Origin of the sequence: Kangiella koreensis DSM 16069, from assembly GCF_000024085.1 — a bacterium.
In the GTDB taxonomy this organism is placed as follows: Bacteria; Pseudomonadota; Gammaproteobacteria; order Enterobacterales; family Kangiellaceae; genus Kangiella; species Kangiella koreensis.
In genome coordinates, this window is the sequence record NC_013166.1 from 1,195,295 (window position 1) to 1,209,798 (window position 14,504).

At 43.4% G+C, this 14,504-nt stretch carries 14 protein-coding genes and 1 tRNA gene; 9 read left to right on the plus strand and 6 right to left on the minus strand.

From position 1 onward, the window contains the following. Nucleotides 1-208 precede the first annotated feature (208 nt). The 7 genes from lolA (at nt 209) to KKOR_RS05675 (ending at nt 5,170) form a co-directional block, all read left to right on the plus strand. A complete protein-coding gene (gene lolA / locus KKOR_RS05645) occupies nt 209-892 on the plus strand; it encodes an outer membrane lipoprotein chaperone LolA (protein ID WP_012801053.1) in 684 nt (227 codons plus the stop codon). Nucleotides 893-898: 6 nt separating this feature from the next. Continuing rightward, complete coding sequence (locus tag KKOR_RS05650; RefSeq protein WP_012801054.1) at nt 899-2,254, plus strand: replication-associated recombination protein A; 1,356 nt, start codon at nt 899-901, stop codon at nt 2,252-2,254. After that, complete coding sequence (gene crcB / locus KKOR_RS05655) at nt 2,251-2,634, plus strand: fluoride efflux transporter CrcB (RefSeq protein ID WP_012801055.1); 384 nt, start codon at nt 2,251-2,253, stop codon at nt 2,632-2,634. The genes KKOR_RS05650 and crcB overlap by 4 nt, the downstream gene beginning before the upstream one ends. A gap of 37 nt (nt 2,635-2,671) precedes the next feature. Beyond that, nucleotides 2,672-3,940, plus strand: coding sequence for a serine--tRNA ligase (serS, locus tag KKOR_RS05660; RefSeq protein WP_012801056.1), 1,269 nt, complete (start codon nt 2,672-2,674; stop codon nt 3,938-3,940). A 15-nt stretch (nt 3,941-3,955) separates the two neighbouring features. Then, a tRNA-Arg gene (locus tag KKOR_RS05665) sits at nt 3,956-4,032 on the plus strand. 71 nt (nt 4,033-4,103) lie between these two features. Next, nucleotides 4,104-4,784: a rhodanese-like domain-containing protein gene (locus tag KKOR_RS05670; protein WP_012801057.1), complete on the plus strand. Its 681-nt coding sequence runs from the start codon at nt 4,104-4,106 to the stop codon at nt 4,782-4,784. A gap of 2 nt (nt 4,785-4,786) precedes the next feature. Continuing rightward, entirely contained in the window at nt 4,787-5,170 is a 384-nt protein-coding gene (locus KKOR_RS05675) for a VOC family protein (RefSeq protein ID WP_012801058.1), read from the plus strand. A gap of 90 nt (nt 5,171-5,260) precedes the next feature. On the opposite strand, the gene aguB is transcribed toward KKOR_RS05675, so the two are convergent. The 5 genes from aguB to speD all read right to left on the minus strand — a co-directional run bounded on the left by aguB (nt 5,261) and on the right by speD (nt 10,592). Then, the gene (gene aguB / locus KKOR_RS05680; protein ID WP_012801059.1) at nt 5,261-6,118 is read right to left on the minus strand and encodes an N-carbamoylputrescine amidase; all 858 of its coding nucleotides are present in this window, start codon (nt 6,116-6,118) and stop codon (nt 5,261-5,263) included. Between the two features lie 38 nt (nt 6,119-6,156). Beyond that, the gene (locus tag KKOR_RS05685; protein WP_012801060.1) at nt 6,157-7,140 is read right to left on the minus strand and encodes an agmatine deiminase family protein; all 984 of its coding nucleotides are present in this window, start codon (nt 7,138-7,140) and stop codon (nt 6,157-6,159) included. A gap of 7 nt (nt 7,141-7,147) precedes the next feature. Further along, complete coding sequence (gene speA, locus KKOR_RS05690; RefSeq protein ID WP_012801061.1) at nt 7,148-9,082, minus strand: biosynthetic arginine decarboxylase; 1,935 nt, start codon at nt 9,080-9,082, stop codon at nt 7,148-7,150. A 151-nt stretch (nt 9,083-9,233) separates the two neighbouring features. Then, nucleotides 9,234-10,097: a polyamine aminopropyltransferase gene (speE, locus tag KKOR_RS05695; RefSeq protein ID WP_012801062.1), complete on the minus strand. Its 864-nt coding sequence runs from the start codon at nt 10,095-10,097 to the stop codon at nt 9,234-9,236. A gap of 21 nt (nt 10,098-10,118) precedes the next feature. Continuing rightward, nucleotides 10,119-10,592 (minus strand): adenosylmethionine decarboxylase, encoded by a 474-nt coding sequence (gene speD / locus KKOR_RS05700; RefSeq protein WP_012801063.1) that lies wholly within the window; start codon nt 10,590-10,592, stop codon nt 10,119-10,121. A 325-nt stretch (nt 10,593-10,917) separates the two neighbouring features. Between speD and KKOR_RS05705 the strand changes: the two genes are divergently transcribed. Both KKOR_RS05705 and KKOR_RS05710 read left to right on the plus strand, forming a co-directional pair. Beyond that, nucleotides 10,918-11,790 (plus strand): DMT family transporter, encoded by an 873-nt coding sequence (locus tag KKOR_RS05705; protein ID WP_012801064.1) that lies wholly within the window; start codon nt 10,918-10,920, stop codon nt 11,788-11,790. Nucleotides 11,791-12,114: 324 nt separating this feature from the next. Beyond that, nucleotides 12,115-13,341: a hypothetical protein gene (locus tag KKOR_RS05710; protein WP_012801065.1), complete on the plus strand. Its 1,227-nt coding sequence runs from the start codon at nt 12,115-12,117 to the stop codon at nt 13,339-13,341. Between the two features lie 96 nt (nt 13,342-13,437). On the opposite strand, the gene KKOR_RS05715 is transcribed toward KKOR_RS05710, so the two are convergent. Then, nucleotides 13,438-14,475 carry a Glu/Leu/Phe/Val family dehydrogenase gene (locus KKOR_RS05715; protein WP_012801066.1) on the minus strand — a complete coding sequence of 346 codons (1,038 nt, stop codon included), beginning with the start codon at nt 14,473-14,475 and terminating at the stop codon, nt 13,438-13,440. Nucleotides 14,476-14,504 lie beyond the last annotated feature (29 nt).

Below are 14,504 nucleotides of genomic sequence, written 5' to 3' on the forward strand. Positions count from 1 at the left end.
CAAGAGTTAGGTGTGTTGTCACTACGAGGTTATGGAATGTTTAAATTTTATGCCTTGTCTTAACTTCACCGTTGACGCTCAAAGTATTTGATTCAGAACTGACGCTGGATGTCGCATAGACCCTTTACCATCGAGAATGATGTTAAGGCCTAATTCAGTATAACTAGGCTATAAACTAGTTAACGTTGACCATATTATGGTATCTATAATGATTAAAAGTATTAAAAATCGATTAACCCAATTTGTTTCTGCCAGTGCTTTATTATGTTTTAGTACTTTGGTAGCTGCTGATGCGCCTCAGGACTTAGAAAAAAAGCTGACTGCGATTGATAGTTTTAAAGCTAACTTTAGTCAGGTCATTACAGATGAGTTCGGTACTTTGATCGATGAGTCTTCCGGTTATTTCGAACTGCAAAGACCCCAGTTGTTTCGTTGGGTGGTGAGCGAGCCATTTGAGCAGGAAATTATCGCAGATGGTGTTAACTTGTGGCAGTTTGATATTGATATTGAACAAATCAATGTCTCGAGCCTTGATCAAACGTTAGCTAACTCACCAGCTGCATTATTGAGCCAGGCGCAACTGGATGTAGCAACCAATTATGAAGTGGCTGCGGTACAAGGCCAGCAAGAAGGTGTGATGATTTATCACCTGATGCCTCGCGATCCTGATGCTTTATATGAAGTGTTAATCATTGAGTTTAATGGTGATGATCTGGTTGCTCTACAGGTAAAAGATAACCTGGGGCAGTCGACCTTAGTCGATTTCACCAATGTGGTTATGAATCCACCGTTTGATGAAGACCACTTTGAATTTACCGTTCCTGAGGGAGTTGATGTTATAGATAGTCGTGAAGTGGTGGAGCAGGAACCACTTGAGGCCGAGCGTCCTTAATTCCTTATGAGCGGGCAATCGAACTTATTTTCAAATTCACCACTCAATGCTCCATTGGCTGACAGGCTACGCCCAACATCTTTGAACGATTATGTTGGGCAGGAGCATCTTCTAGCCGCTGGAAAACCGCTGCGCCAAGCAATTGAAACACAGCGTCCGTTTTCTTTGATTTTCTGGGGGCCTCCCGGTACAGGAAAAACAACCTTAGCTCGCTTAATTGCACAAAGCTCCAATGCCCATTTTATTACCATTTCTGCAGTCCTTGCCGGGGTTAAAGATATACGCGCAGCGGTGGATGAAGCGCGCCAATATCAATCGCAAGGCAAACCAACTATATTATTTGTCGATGAGGTGCATCGTTTTAATAAGGCTCAGCAAGATGCATTTTTACCTTATGTTGAAGATGGCACGCTGACCTTTATTGGTGCAACTACTGAGAACCCATCCTTTGAATTAAACAACGCCTTGCTTTCCAGAGCCCGTGTATTTGTATTAAAAGATTTGTCAGAAACAGCCTTAGACAAATTGATCAGTCGCGCTTTGACTGATGAGGAGCTTGGGCTTGGTAAATATCATTTATCAATTGCCGATGACAGCCGGAAACATTTAGTTGATGCAGCTGATGGTGACGGACGTCGCCTGCTCAATTTTCTAGAGCTGGCCAGCGAACTTGCCTTAGCTAAAAACGAAAGCTCACCCGTAATTGATGATGAAGTTTTAGAAGAAACTCTGACCCAATCCTTGCGTCGTTTTGATAAAGGTGGTGAACACTTTTATGATCAAATATCGGCGCTACATAAATCAGTAAGGGGAAGCAATCCCGACGGGGCTCTGTATTGGTTTTGTCGTATGATTGATGGTGGTTGTGAGCCTTTGTATGTGGCGCGCCGTGTTGTGCGAATGGCCAGTGAAGATATCGGCAATGCGGATCCGCGTGGTTTAACCTTAGCGCTGAATGCCTGGGATGTGCAGGAGCGCTTAGGAAGTCCTGAAGGGGAGTTAGCGATTGCCCAGGCGATTATTTATCTGGCATGTGCGCCAAAAAGTAACGCAGTCTACAAGGCTTATAACAATGCGCTGCGTGATGTCAGAAACGAACCGACCTACGAAGTACCGCTACATATTCGCAATGCTCCGACAAAGTTGATGAAAGAATTGGATTATGGCACTGAATATCGCTACGACCATGATGAGCCCGATGCTTTCTCTGCCGGACAAACCTATTTACCAGATGAAAAGGGCGATACTCGATATTATTATCCCGTGGACAGAGGGCTGGAGAAAAAGATCGCTGAAAAACTGGCCTGGCTCAAAACTAAAAGCGCTCAATATAGCTCTCAATACAACAAGGGGAACTCATGAATATAGCCGTTATTGCCAGCATCGGTCTTGGAGGTGCTCTTGGTGCCGTTGCCCGGTTTAAGTGTCGCGATCTGGCCGAGTGGCTCCTTGGTGAACATTATCTATGGGGAACTTTGCTAGCCAATGTGATTGGCTGTTTTATTGCTGGTTTCCTATTAATCTTCTGGCAAGCGGCTCAAGTGTCCAATAGTGTACGTTTTGGCGTTGTTATTGGCTTTCTTGGGGCGTTGACCACTTTCTCGACCTTTTCAGTCGAAACCTTTCAACTGATGCAGCAGCACTTGTGGCTCAAGGCAGGCATCAATATTAGCGCCAATTTACTACTTTGCATGCTTTTCGTGTTTTTTGGGGCTTGGCTTGGTGGTAGAATGGCCGCCTGAAATTTACGGCAAACCTATAACGGATTCAAAAAAGACGATGCTTGACCCTAAATTATTACGTACTGACATTGATGCTGTTGCTAAGAATCTGGCAAAGCGCGGCTTTGAGCTTGATGTAGAGCAATACAATAAACTTGAAGAAGAGCGTAAAGCTATTCAGGTTGAAACGCAGGAGTTGCAGAATGAGCGTAACTCCAGCTCTAAGTCGATAGGGCAGGCCAAAGCTCGTGGTGAAGATATTCAGCCGTTATTAGATCAGGTTGCCAATTTAGGCAGTAAGCTTGATGCTGCTAAAGAACGCCTTAATCAAGTTATGACTCAATTGGATGAGATTCATTACGGAATTCCAAACCTATTGGATGAGTCAGTCCCAGAAGGAAAAGACGAAAATGATAATGTTGAAATTCGTCGTTGGGGTGAGCCGCGTCAATTCGATTTTGAGCCAAAAGATCATGTCGAAGTGGGTGAAGGTTTAAGTGGTCTGGATTTTGCCAGCGCCGCAAAAATAGCCGCTAGCCGCTTTATCGTAAAAAAAGGCCTAGTTGCCAAACTGCATCGAGCCTTGATTCAGTTCATGCTCGATTTGCACAGCAAAGAACACGGCTATGAAGAAGTGTACGTTCCTTATATGGTCAATGCTGAAAGCTTAACTGGTACCGGTCAGTTGCCCAAGTTCGAAGAAGACCTATTTAAAGCGCAAGGTAAAAATCAGGATGACCGTCCTTTATATCTGATCCCAACGGCTGAAGTTCCAGTAACCAACTTGGTTCGTGACGAAATTATTGAAGCCGATCAGTTACCTTTACAGTTCGTGGCACATACTCCCTGTTTCCGCAGTGAAGCAGGTTCATATGGTCGCGATGTTCGTGGGCTTATCCGCCTTCACCAGTTTGAAAAAGTCGAATTGGTGCATATTGCTAAGCCAGAAGATTCAATGGAGGCGCTTGAACGTCTAATTGGTCATGCTGAGAAAGTCTTGCAGCTACTTGAGCTTCCTTACCGAGTCGTCACGCTTTGCTCTGGAGATATCGGCTTTGGTGCAACCAAAACCTACGATATTGAAGTATGGTTGCCAAGCCAGGATACTTATCGCGAGATTTCTTCTTGCAGTAACACCGGTGACTTCCAGGCTCGACGCATGCAAGCACGCTGGCGCAACCCAGAAACCGGCAAACCCGAGTTGTTGCATACCCTAAATGGCTCAGGATTGGCAGTAGGCCGTACTTTAGTGGCTATTTTAGAAAATTATCAAAATGCCGATGGCAGTATTAATATCCCTGAAGTATTAAAGCCCTATATTAAATAACTATCGCACTTCTGCACCCCCGTAGCTCATCTGGATAGAGCGTCCCCCTCCTAAGGGGAAGGTAACAGGTTCGAATCCTGTCGGGGGTGCCATTCCTTTCTTGATTCTCTTCTTATCTCGTATAACAATGGGCTTGTATTCTTTTTATACCTGCGGGGGATTTATGAAAGCTTTTAGACTAGTTTGTTTACTATCAATCACATATTTTATTGCATCTTGTGCATCTACGCCTACTGTTGAAAGCGGGGACTCAACGACTGATAAGCTTCTGGCTAAAGAGTATCTGGTTTCAGTGGGTGATAAGGTTTCATTTAAGGATTCTACTATAGAATTTCTCGATATTGTGAATGATTCAAGGTGTCCTAAAGGCGTTCAATGTGTTGCTGAGGGTGATGCGACATTAAGCTTTATTTATTCGACTCCAAGCTCTGCGGAGTCTTTTAATTTAAATACCTCTGATTCATCGATAGGTGATTTTAATGGTATGAAAATTGGTTTAATGTCATTTGATCCTCTGCCTTCTGAGGGAAATATATTAAGTCCAAAAGAATTCAAAGCACGACTTGTCGTTACTGAAGAAGGTGCTTTGGATGATGTCACAATAATTGATGTCAGAACTGATGGCGAGTATAACAATAGCCATTATTCTGGTGCCGTAAATATACCTGTAGATGAGATCGGTAGCCGTATTAGTCAGCTGAATCTTGCTAATGAACAAACTTTTGTTGTCTACTGTCGAAGTGGAAATCGAGCTGCTAAGGCTAAGGATGAGCTCGAGGCTATGGGGTATACTAGCGTCATTAATGGTGTTAATGAAGATAGTCTTGATAAGCTTCTGGACTGAATATGAGTGGAAAGGTATTAGGTATCGGTGGTGTCTTCTTTAAGTGCAAAGATAGAGATGCTCTAGGAGAATGGTATGAAAAAGCTTTGGGTTTTAAAATCGATCCAAGCTATGGCGGTACCAGTTTTCCTGTAGCAAATATTCCGAAAGAGGGCTATACCGTTTGGGGCGCCTTTAAGGAAGATACTGATTATTTCGCACCATCAGATAAAGACTTCATGATTAACCTGATGGTTGATGATGTGGAAGCCTGTATTAAGCAAGTTGTAGCCAATGGTGGTAAGCAGGTCGGCGACATTGTCGTTGAAGATGGTTTTGGTAAGTTTGCCTGGTTTATGGACCTGGAAGGAAACAAGATCGAATTATGGCAATTGCCAGACCAATAAAAAGTGTTAATCTAAATTTTGGTGAGAATAAAAAAGCCCAGCTATTTGCTGGGCTTTTTGTTATGCGTTGCCTGTTATTTGTGAGCGGCTTTAGAACTGATTGATACGGTTATAATATTCCGGACGGCGATCTCTAAATAAGCCCCAGCTAGCGCGCTGTTTCGCTACCTGGTCTAAATCAAATTCCTGGCAAATCACACCTTCGCTGGTTTTATCCATCTCTTGGATTTTGGCACCAAATGGATCTGTTATAAACGAAGAGCCATAGAAGGTAATGCCGCAGGTGTCGCCTTGTTCGGTACCAACGCGGTTTGAAGCCACTACTGGAACCATGTTTGCCCCACTGTGGCCCTGCATGACACGTTGCCAGTGCTCACGCGAATCCCAGTTTGGATCTTGTGGCTCTGATCCAATGGCTGTAGGGTAATAAATCACTTCAGCACCTTGCAGCGCTAGAATGCGTGCAGCTTCAGGGAACCATTGATCCCAACAAATGGCTGCGCCCATACGGCCAAATTTGGTGTCCCAAACTTTAAACCCTGTGTCGCCTGGTGAGAAGTAAAACTTCTCTTGATAACCGTGCCCATCTGGGATGTGCATCTTGCGGTAGTTGTCCATGATGGTGCCGTCGGCATCAATCATTGCCAGAGAATTAAAGTGTGCATTGCCAGCTTTTTCGAAATAGCTGATGGGCAAAACTACGCCTAACTGTTTCGCAACTGTTGAGAAGTGCTGTAATACACGGCTGCTTGGATAAGGCTCAGCCCAATCAAAATATTTAGGATCCTGATCTTTGCACCAGTAATAGCCAGCAAATAATTCCTGTAAAAGAATAGCGTTCGCGCCTTGTTCAGCAGCTTGTTTAACTAAAGCTTCACCTTTAGCGATGTTCTCATCAAAGTTTGCACTAACCGCAAACTGGGTTGCTGCAAATGTTACGTTTCTCATAGTGTTATCACCTATTAAGACTCAAATGTATGAGCTCATTAAATTTGGGGTTGCTGCATGGTTATGCAGTGAATGCCGCCGCCGCCGACTAAAATTTCATTGGCATTAATTTGATGGATAGTGCGATGGGGGAAGAGGTCAGTCAGAACTGATTTTGCTTCATCATCTTGCTTGCAGTCGAAAGACGGCATAATGATCGCATCATTGGCAATATAAAAATTAATATACGAAAGAGGCACACGAAGTTCGCCCTCATAACGTGCTTCAGGCTCGGAGACCTCAACCAGTTTCAAATTGTTTTCACGAAGAATTTGGCGATTTTCCTCATATATAGCAAAGTTCTCGCTCTGCTTGTCACAGTTTTGGCTAATCACTAAATCCTCTTCAACGAAGCAGGCAATATTGTCGATATGTCCATCGGTATCCACATCGCCAGCAACGCCTTTCTCTAACCATACAACTTGCTCAGCACCAAATTGCTCCAGCAAAACCTGTTCGATCTGTTGCTGGTTCATTGAGGGGTTACGGTTTGCATTAAGCAAGCATTCTTTAGTGGTTAAAATAGTACCTTGTCCGTTAGAGTGAACCGCGCCACCTTCTAATACCATGTCGATCTGACGCGACTGTATACCACTATAGTTTATGATGTTATCAGCAACTTTGGCATCATTATCAAAAGGTGAGAACTTATTGCCCCAGGCGTTAAATTGGAAATCTAAAGCCAGTGGTTTGCCATCTTCTGCGATCCAGATTGGCGCTGTATCACGCGTCCAACTATCATCAATAGTCATTTCTACCAAAGTAATAGAGCTGCTGAGCTTCTTGGTGGCAAAAGCTTTATGTTCAGGCTTTACCAGCATAAAAAGTGGCTCATAGTCAGCAATGGTATTGGCTACTTCGGCAAAAGCTAGCTGGGCCTTCTCAAGTCCATTGGTCCAGATTTCAGTACGACACGGCCATGCCATCCAGGTCGCTGCATGAGCTTCCCATTCGGCTGGCCAGCGTCTTTTCAACTGAGTCATTTTCAGTCTAATCCTCTAAATAACTGTAGCCATAAATACCTTCGCGTAATTCGGCCAGGTATTGGCGTTGTTGCGTTTGCTCAAGGTCGCTTGCTTTGAGCTGGCGACGATAAGACTCCAAAATGGATTTAGCATCAAAATCCACGTATTCAAGCATTTCGTCAACACCTGAGCCGTAGTCAGTCCCTGTGATTTTAATTTCTCCATTCTCGGCTAGTACCAGGTCGATAGTATGCGTGTCGCCAAACAGGTTGTGCATATCGCCCAATATTTCCTGATAAGCGCCCACCATAAAGAAGCCAAGCAAATATTCATCGCCTGGCGTATAAGTAGGGAGCATCAAAGTAGGGGTAATGCTTTGTGCATTAACATATTGCTCTAACACGCCATCACTATCGCAGGTAATATCTTGAATAATGACGCTTTCCATAGGCTCATCTTTCAGCCCGACTAAAGGCATCACCGGGAAGATCTGGTCAATCGCCCAAGCATCCGGCAATGACTGGAAAATAGAGAAGTTAACGAAGTATTTGCTGGCCAGTTTTTCATTTAAATTGTCTAGCGTATTTTGATGCTCTTGAATTTCAGGAATTAACTTCTCTTTGACCAACATCAAAATCATGCGGTGCAGACGCTCAGCCATCGCTCGCTCAGCAAGTGACAAGACCTGGTGGCTGAACATTCCTTGAGCTTCTGTCAGCAAGTAACCGGCATCATGGAAAGTCTCCATAAGTTTACGGTTATCTTTAGTGTTCATGGCTTCCTGATAGCTTTCCCAAAGGTTGTGTAACACCAGTGGCGCTTCTTCGGAAGGCGCTTCTAGCTCAACTTTTTCAGGAGCTTCTGAATCAATAACATTGGCAATTAATACCGCGTGGTGAGCAGTCAGTGCTCGACCTGATTCTGTAATGATATTCGGATGAGGTAAATCATTCTCGTTGGCAACATCATAAAATGCCCACACTACGTTATTGGCGTATTCCGACAAGCTATAGTTGATTGAGCAATGGCTCTGGCTACGAGTTCCTTCATAATCCACGCCAAGACCGCCACCCACGTCCACGGTTTCTACTGGCACGCCAAGCGCATGCAGTTCCGCATAAAAGCGAGCGCATTCTTTGAGTGCATTCTGGATGTCACGAATCGAGGTAATCTGTGAACCCAAGTGGAAGTGTAGTAGTTTAAATATATCCACCTGGTCGCTGGCTTGCAGCGTTTCAACCAAACGCAAAATCTGGCTGGCAGACAAGCCAAATTTGGAATGATCACCACCAGAGGTTTGCCATTTAGACTCACCTTTTGAAGCTAGTCGAGCTCGAACGCCAATAGTTGGCTTTACGCCCATGCTTTCAGCTTCTTCAAGCACTAATTGAAGCTCTGTCAGCTTTTCTACGACAATGTAGACCTTGTGACCAAGTTGCGTACCAATTAAGGCGGTACGAATGTACTCACGGTCTTTATAGCCGTTGCAGACGATAGTTGAATTGGTATGCTCGGATAAAGCAAGCACAGCCATTAATTCTGGCTTGCTGCCAGCTTCGAGACCAATCTGTTTATCGTTGTTGTTGTTAATGGCAGCCTGGCTTTGCACAATTTCTTCGACCACACGACGCTGCTGATTGACTTTGATCGGATAGCAGATCGTATAGCGGCCTTGAAACTCGTATTCTTTAATCGCCTGATTAAATGCTTCGCACAAACTATTGACGCGATTATGCAGAATATCGCCAAAGCGAAGCAGAGCAGGCATCTGAAATCCTTTCTTTTGTAGCTCCTTGCAGATTTCTGAAAGTTCAAAGTTAAACTCTGGGCGGCTACGATCAGGCTTCACCACCAGGTTACCTTGCTCATTCAAGTCGAAATAGCCTTCGCTCCAGTAAGGAAGGTTGTAGTGGGCGCGGGCTTTTTCGATGCTCCAAGCTTCATTTTGATCAACGACCATTGTGCTGGTTTCTCCAATTCGATCTTCAGGTTATGAAGATGCTTAATGATTAAACTTTATATACCTAATGCGTTTATAAAACTATCATTTCTAAACGCGGGATACAAAAAAGGCGAACTCTTGAGTTCGCCTTTGTGTTCTCTTGCACGCTTTACTTGAGCGCCTCAATCACGTACTGGGGCAGGGCAAAGCTGGCGACATGCAGTTCAGGGTTATAGTACCTGGTACTAAAATTAGCCTTACTAAATCGCTCTCGTATGGTTTCAACTGAGTGCTGGCGCAAAGTCGCATCATCACTACCCCAGGAAAGGGTCATATTGCCACCGATATAAGTTGGCACAGCCGTTACATAAAACCAGCGATCGTCAAAAATACCTTTGAAGCGGTTATAAGTGGTTTTCACTTCATCAATCTGCATGAAGCTAACACCGTTTTGCGTTGCTAATATGCCGCCTTCATTAAGACTGTTTTTGCAGCCTTGATAAAAGCGTGAAGTAAAGAGCACTTCGGCTGGGCCTTCCGGATCAGTTGAGTCAGAAATAATGACATCAAACCTGTCACCGTTCTCAGCATTAGCATTATGAACAATGAAATCAACGCCATCAGCAATCACAAGATTAACTCGTGGATCGTCAAAAGCACCGTCAGAGTGCTTCGGGAAGTATTGTTTGCACATATCCACTACGGCAGCATCAATCTCCACCATGGTGACCTGTTCGACTTCAGGGTGACGCAATACTTCACGCAAAATACCGCCATCGCCACCACCAATAATCAAAACCCGTTTTGCATTACCATGTGCAAATAACGGCACATGTGTCAGCATCTCGTGGTAAATGAACTCGTCTTTTTCGGTGGTTTGGATAACCCCGTCCAACGCCATAACATGACCAAACTGCTCATTCTTAAAAATGATCAGATGCTGATGTTCGGTTTTACTCTCGAACAAAACTTCATCAACAATGAAGCTTTGCCCGTAAGTGCTGTATAGGGTTTCGATAAATCTTTTTGCCATGTCGATTAAATGCCTTCGGCTTTATTTCTCAACTTGTCCACGCAAAATTTCACTCACTTCAATTTTTGAAGGGTGGAATGCTTTGCGCAGGATTTCTACCGCTTTATGAGGTTCAGCGTCGCCACACATAAAGACATCAAACGCAGCATAGTCGCGCTCTGGCCAGGTGTGCACACTGATATGGGATTCTGCTAAAACGGCAACACCTGAAATTCCACCGTTAGGTGTAAAGTGGTGCATATGAATGTGCAACAAAGTTGCGCCACACTCAACTACAGACTCACGGAAAGCTTGCTCCATCAGTTGTAGGTTATCAAGCTTTGATGCGCCCCATAGATCAATGATCAAATGAGTGCCCGCAAAGATTTTGCCGTTTCTGTGTATGAAATGATCGTTTCGCTCATCGTTCTCGTTGACGTTCTTAAAAGAAGGCCACTGAGTTTCTGTTGCGCCAGTAGGATCAATCTCTTGGTTATAGTCGAAGTCTTTATACACTTCTTTAATCTCCTGTACAGGGAAGCCATAAACAAGCTTATTTACAAATTTCTGGGGGCGTAACGATAGAAACTTCCCAGACCTACCAGGCGTGCTGACAAACTCACCATTCACTTAATCAGTGACCGTGAGCAAAAAATAGCCAATCAGCACAAAATGGAATGTGCTTTATACTTTGTTTAGCGAAAAATGCAAGAAAATTCGGGTGGAAATAAGGAAAAAACTACCCGTTAGAAATTGGGTGTGAAAGAATGCGTCCTTCGTATAGTGATAAATTCTAAACAAATTTATTAATAAGTGTTTTTAACTGATTGATTTTTAAAGTATGAATCCAGGTTATTGGCGTTTAGTTTTGCTGGCTGTTTTAGCTGTCTTTTTGATGGCAATGGTGCCGGTTATTATCAAGTATATTGAGGTCGATCCGTGGCTGATCGGTGCCTTTAGATTGGCGGTCAGTGTGGTAGGCCTGGTACTGCTGGCAGGCATGACGCGAAAGCCATTAATTGCGCGCCGAGAAAACTGGATATTCATTTTTTTGCTGGGTTTAGTGTTTGCTACACACTGGCTCACTTATTTCTACAGCATTCAACTTTCAACAGCTTCAATTGCTGCTATTGGGGTTTCAACCTTTGGCGCGCATTTGCTTTTGCTTGGCTGGTTTGTGCATAAACAACCACCACATTGGCTTGAACTTTTTTGCGTGCTGTTGGCTTTCGCCGGTGTTTATATGGTGGTGCCGGAGTTCGACCTTAATGATGGCATGACGATTGGTCTTATCCTTGCGGTGATATCCGGTTTCTTATATGCCTTGTTGCCCTTGATGCATCAGAAGTATCGTCATATCAATGGTGAGCGTCGAACGTTTGGTCAGTTTTTTGTGGCTATGGTTATTTTCAGCTTTGGTCTACCTCAGGCGGAATGGTCGATTCCTAAAGAAAGCTGGATAGGGTTGATTGTGTTGGGTGTGGTCTGCACTCTGGTTGCTCATAGTCTCTGGATAAAGGTTAGTACCGAATTAAATCATGTAGTCACTTCGGTGGTTTATTATCTCTATGTACCCATCGCCATGCTGTTCAGTTTTGTCTTTTTAGATGAAACTCTATCCTCACAACAACTAGTTGGAGCTGGTTTGATTATCTTTGCCAATGTTCTCGGTATTTGGTTCCGCTCAATTCGCAAGCATCGGCCTGTTATTTAGGCAAAAACCTCAAGCTATCCGAGATGCATCATATTTGTATCCAATACTGTATCTTTTTGTATTTTATTGATATTCTTCACAAGTCTAAAATGCATTGTTCCTTGCTAAACAAGGAGATATAGTGCATTTGGCCATTACAGGCTGTAATGGCTTGGGCCTGGTTAGCTCAGGATAGATAATGGAATGATGCATTTATGACTCGCAACATCAGTTTCTGATGCAAATTTGCCATTAGGTTATCTTATTGTATATGAGATAAATGGTTGCTTGTGTCATAATGTATCTAATTAATATACCAATGTATCACAACAAGAAGGCAGTACAGTGAGTAAGACATTATCCCGCTCAGAATTAGCGCTTATTGATCGAGAGGGTGAGCGCATTAAAAACGGCCTATCGAACCTCGTCGATGATTTCCCGAATCATGCTAAAACCATTACCGGTATGGCAAATTGGCTCAATGCTAATAAGTCTACCTGTCAGCGTATGGTTGAAACTATCAATAAAGCGGTGGATGGCCTGCAAGTTATTCACTCACTACCTGGACCTGCTGGTTTACGTGGATTTATTGATTTGGCCGAACAACACAAAATGAATGCCAAGCTGGTTGAAGAAGCCAGAGCTATGGTCGTTCGTTTTGAGAACTTGATTTATGAGTATTCACGAAGTCACTCAGCCCTTAAAGCGCTTATCAAATCTTCAGATAAGAGTACCCAAACTCAGGGCAATAAGTCCGATCAGCGAAAATCACTTTTTGAAGCTTCTCGAACGGTTACCGGTGAACAGATGGAAAATCTGTTTTTCGCCTGTATTCTTAAAGAGAATGAGCAGGACCATAAATTCCTTCAGCAATATACGCTGACCTTTTTTGACAATTGCATCAAAACAGAAACTGCCCGTCCTTTGGTGATTCCAGTTGGTCCTTCAGAACAAAAGCTTGAGTTAGAAAAACCAGAATTAATCTCTCAGGATGAGGAGGTTGCTGACAAACTTGCAAACGTCTCATTAATAGAAGAACTTACTAGCGCAAGTGTTGTTAAAAGCATTAATGAATTTACTCGCGGAGAAAACTCCATCATTATCCCAGCGATACCGGATCAGGCTAATGGCTTTAATATTGCTGCCATGAAAAATTATCCGGAAGAGCAGTTGGGACCTTTTTATGGTGGAAAAAAAGCCAGCTGTGTCAGCGTGCAGGTGAGAACACCAATTAAAAGCTTATATATGGTGTGTTTCCTTGAGCGCAGTTATGCCATGCGTAGTGTTGCTAATGCAGGTATTTATTCGATGAATACTCAATTAGCAACCATGATTACCAGTCCTGACGCACTCTGGTATGACCGTTTCCATGATGAGGCAGATTTGGTGCTATCAAGCCATGATGCTAACTTCTCAGAGAAACTTAAATACCCAATGGCTAACGAGTTAGTAGATACATTGTTTACCGTGACAGGGTGTGATCGTAAAGAATATGCGGCATACCTGGTTCGAGTGGACTATCCTATCTGGTCGACTGCTTACCGCATTTACTTCCAGTATGCTATCGATTAGTGTGAGTTGACTCATCTCGATAGAGTCTTTTGAGCATACATAAAAAAAACGGGCTAAACGCCCGTTTTTTTATTCAAACTTATTTAAGAGTTTGAATTATTTCTTTTTTGCATCGGCTACACGTTGACGTGCCAATTCATCAGCAATCACGTTAGTAGGGCGTCCGCTAAGTTTAGAGGCTTCGAACACTTCAGTTAAAGTGCCATAAATCTCATCAACTTTGGTCAACGCAGCATCACGATTATAATTTTCTTCGAATGATACGTTAATGATACCACCAGCATTGATGACATAATCAGGTGCATACAAGATACCTTTGCTAAGAAGAATGTCGCCATGACGATCTTCGGCTAGCTGGTTATTTGCGGCACCGGCAATGACTGATGCTTTAATCTGTGGAAGAGTGTTGTCATTAATGACTGCACCTAAAGCGCAGGGTGCATAAATATCAACATCTAAACCATAGATATCATCAATACCCACTGCAGTCGCATTAAATTCGTTTACAACGCGTTCAATGCTTTCTTTACTGATATCGGTTACAAATAACTTAGCACCTTCTTCATGCAAGTGTCTGCACAGGTAATAACCTACATGACCTAAACCCTGGACGGAAATTTTACGACCGTTTAAATCATCGCTACCAAATTTATGTTTGGCTGCTGCTTTAATACCTTTATATACGCCGTAGGCAGTTACCGGAGAAGGGTCACCAGATTTGCCTTCCAAGCCTAAAACGTAATTGGTTTCTTTATTGACGATGGCCATATCGTTTGGATTGATACCGACATCTTCCGCAGTAATGTACTTACCGCTTAACTTTTCAACAAAGCGACCGAATGCACGGAATAGCTCTTCAGATTTCATGGTCTTAGAGTTACCGATAATTACAGATTTGCCGCCACCCATTTTCAGGCCAGCCATAGCATTTTTGTAAGTCATGCCGCGCGATAGGCGTAAAGCATCAATCAGTGCGCCTTCGTCAGAGTTATAATCCCACATACGACAACCGCCAACCGCTGGACCTAAGTTAGTGTTGTGAACACAGATAATGGCCTTCAAGCCAGAGTCAACATCACGACAAAAAACGATTTGTTCGTGATCGTCGTATGCACGTAGATTAAAAACTGCCATAAAGAACTCCTTTAATAAGGATATAAACA

Bases quoted from the DNA above. Each gene is read 5' to 3' on its own strand.
- lolA (WP_012801053.1), top strand. From the start codon at position 209: ATGATTAAAAGTATTAAAAATCGATTAACCCAATTTGTTTCTGCCAGT.
- KKOR_RS05650 (WP_012801054.1), top strand. From the start codon at position 899: ATGAGCGGGCAATCGAACTTATTTTCAAATTCACCACTCAATGCTCCA.
- crcB (WP_012801055.1), top strand. From the start codon at position 2,251: ATGAATATAGCCGTTATTGCCAGCATCGGTCTTGGAGGTGCTCTTGGT.
- serS (WP_012801056.1), top strand. From the start codon at position 2,672: ATGCTTGACCCTAAATTATTACGTACTGACATTGATGCTGTTGCTAAG.
- KKOR_RS05670 (WP_012801057.1), top strand. From the start codon at position 4,104: ATGAAAGCTTTTAGACTAGTTTGTTTACTATCAATCACATATTTTATT.
- KKOR_RS05675 (WP_012801058.1), top strand. From the start codon at position 4,787: ATGAGTGGAAAGGTATTAGGTATCGGTGGTGTCTTCTTTAAGTGCAAA.
- aguB (WP_012801059.1), bottom strand. From the start codon at position 6,118: ATGAGAAACGTAACATTTGCAGCAACCCAGTTTGCGGTTAGTGCAAAC.
- KKOR_RS05685 (WP_012801060.1), bottom strand. From the start codon at position 7,140: ATGACTCAGTTGAAAAGACGCTGGCCAGCCGAATGGGAAGCTCATGCA.
- speA (WP_012801061.1), bottom strand. From the start codon at position 9,082: ATGGTCGTTGATCAAAATGAAGCTTGGAGCATCGAAAAAGCCCGCGCC.
- speE (WP_012801062.1), bottom strand. From the start codon at position 10,097: ATGGCAAAAAGATTTATCGAAACCCTATACAGCACTTACGGGCAAAGC.
- KKOR_RS05705 (WP_012801064.1), top strand. From the start codon at position 10,918: ATGAATCCAGGTTATTGGCGTTTAGTTTTGCTGGCTGTTTTAGCTGTC.
- KKOR_RS05715 (WP_012801066.1), bottom strand. From the start codon at position 14,475: ATGGCAGTTTTTAATCTACGTGCATACGACGATCACGAACAAATCGTT.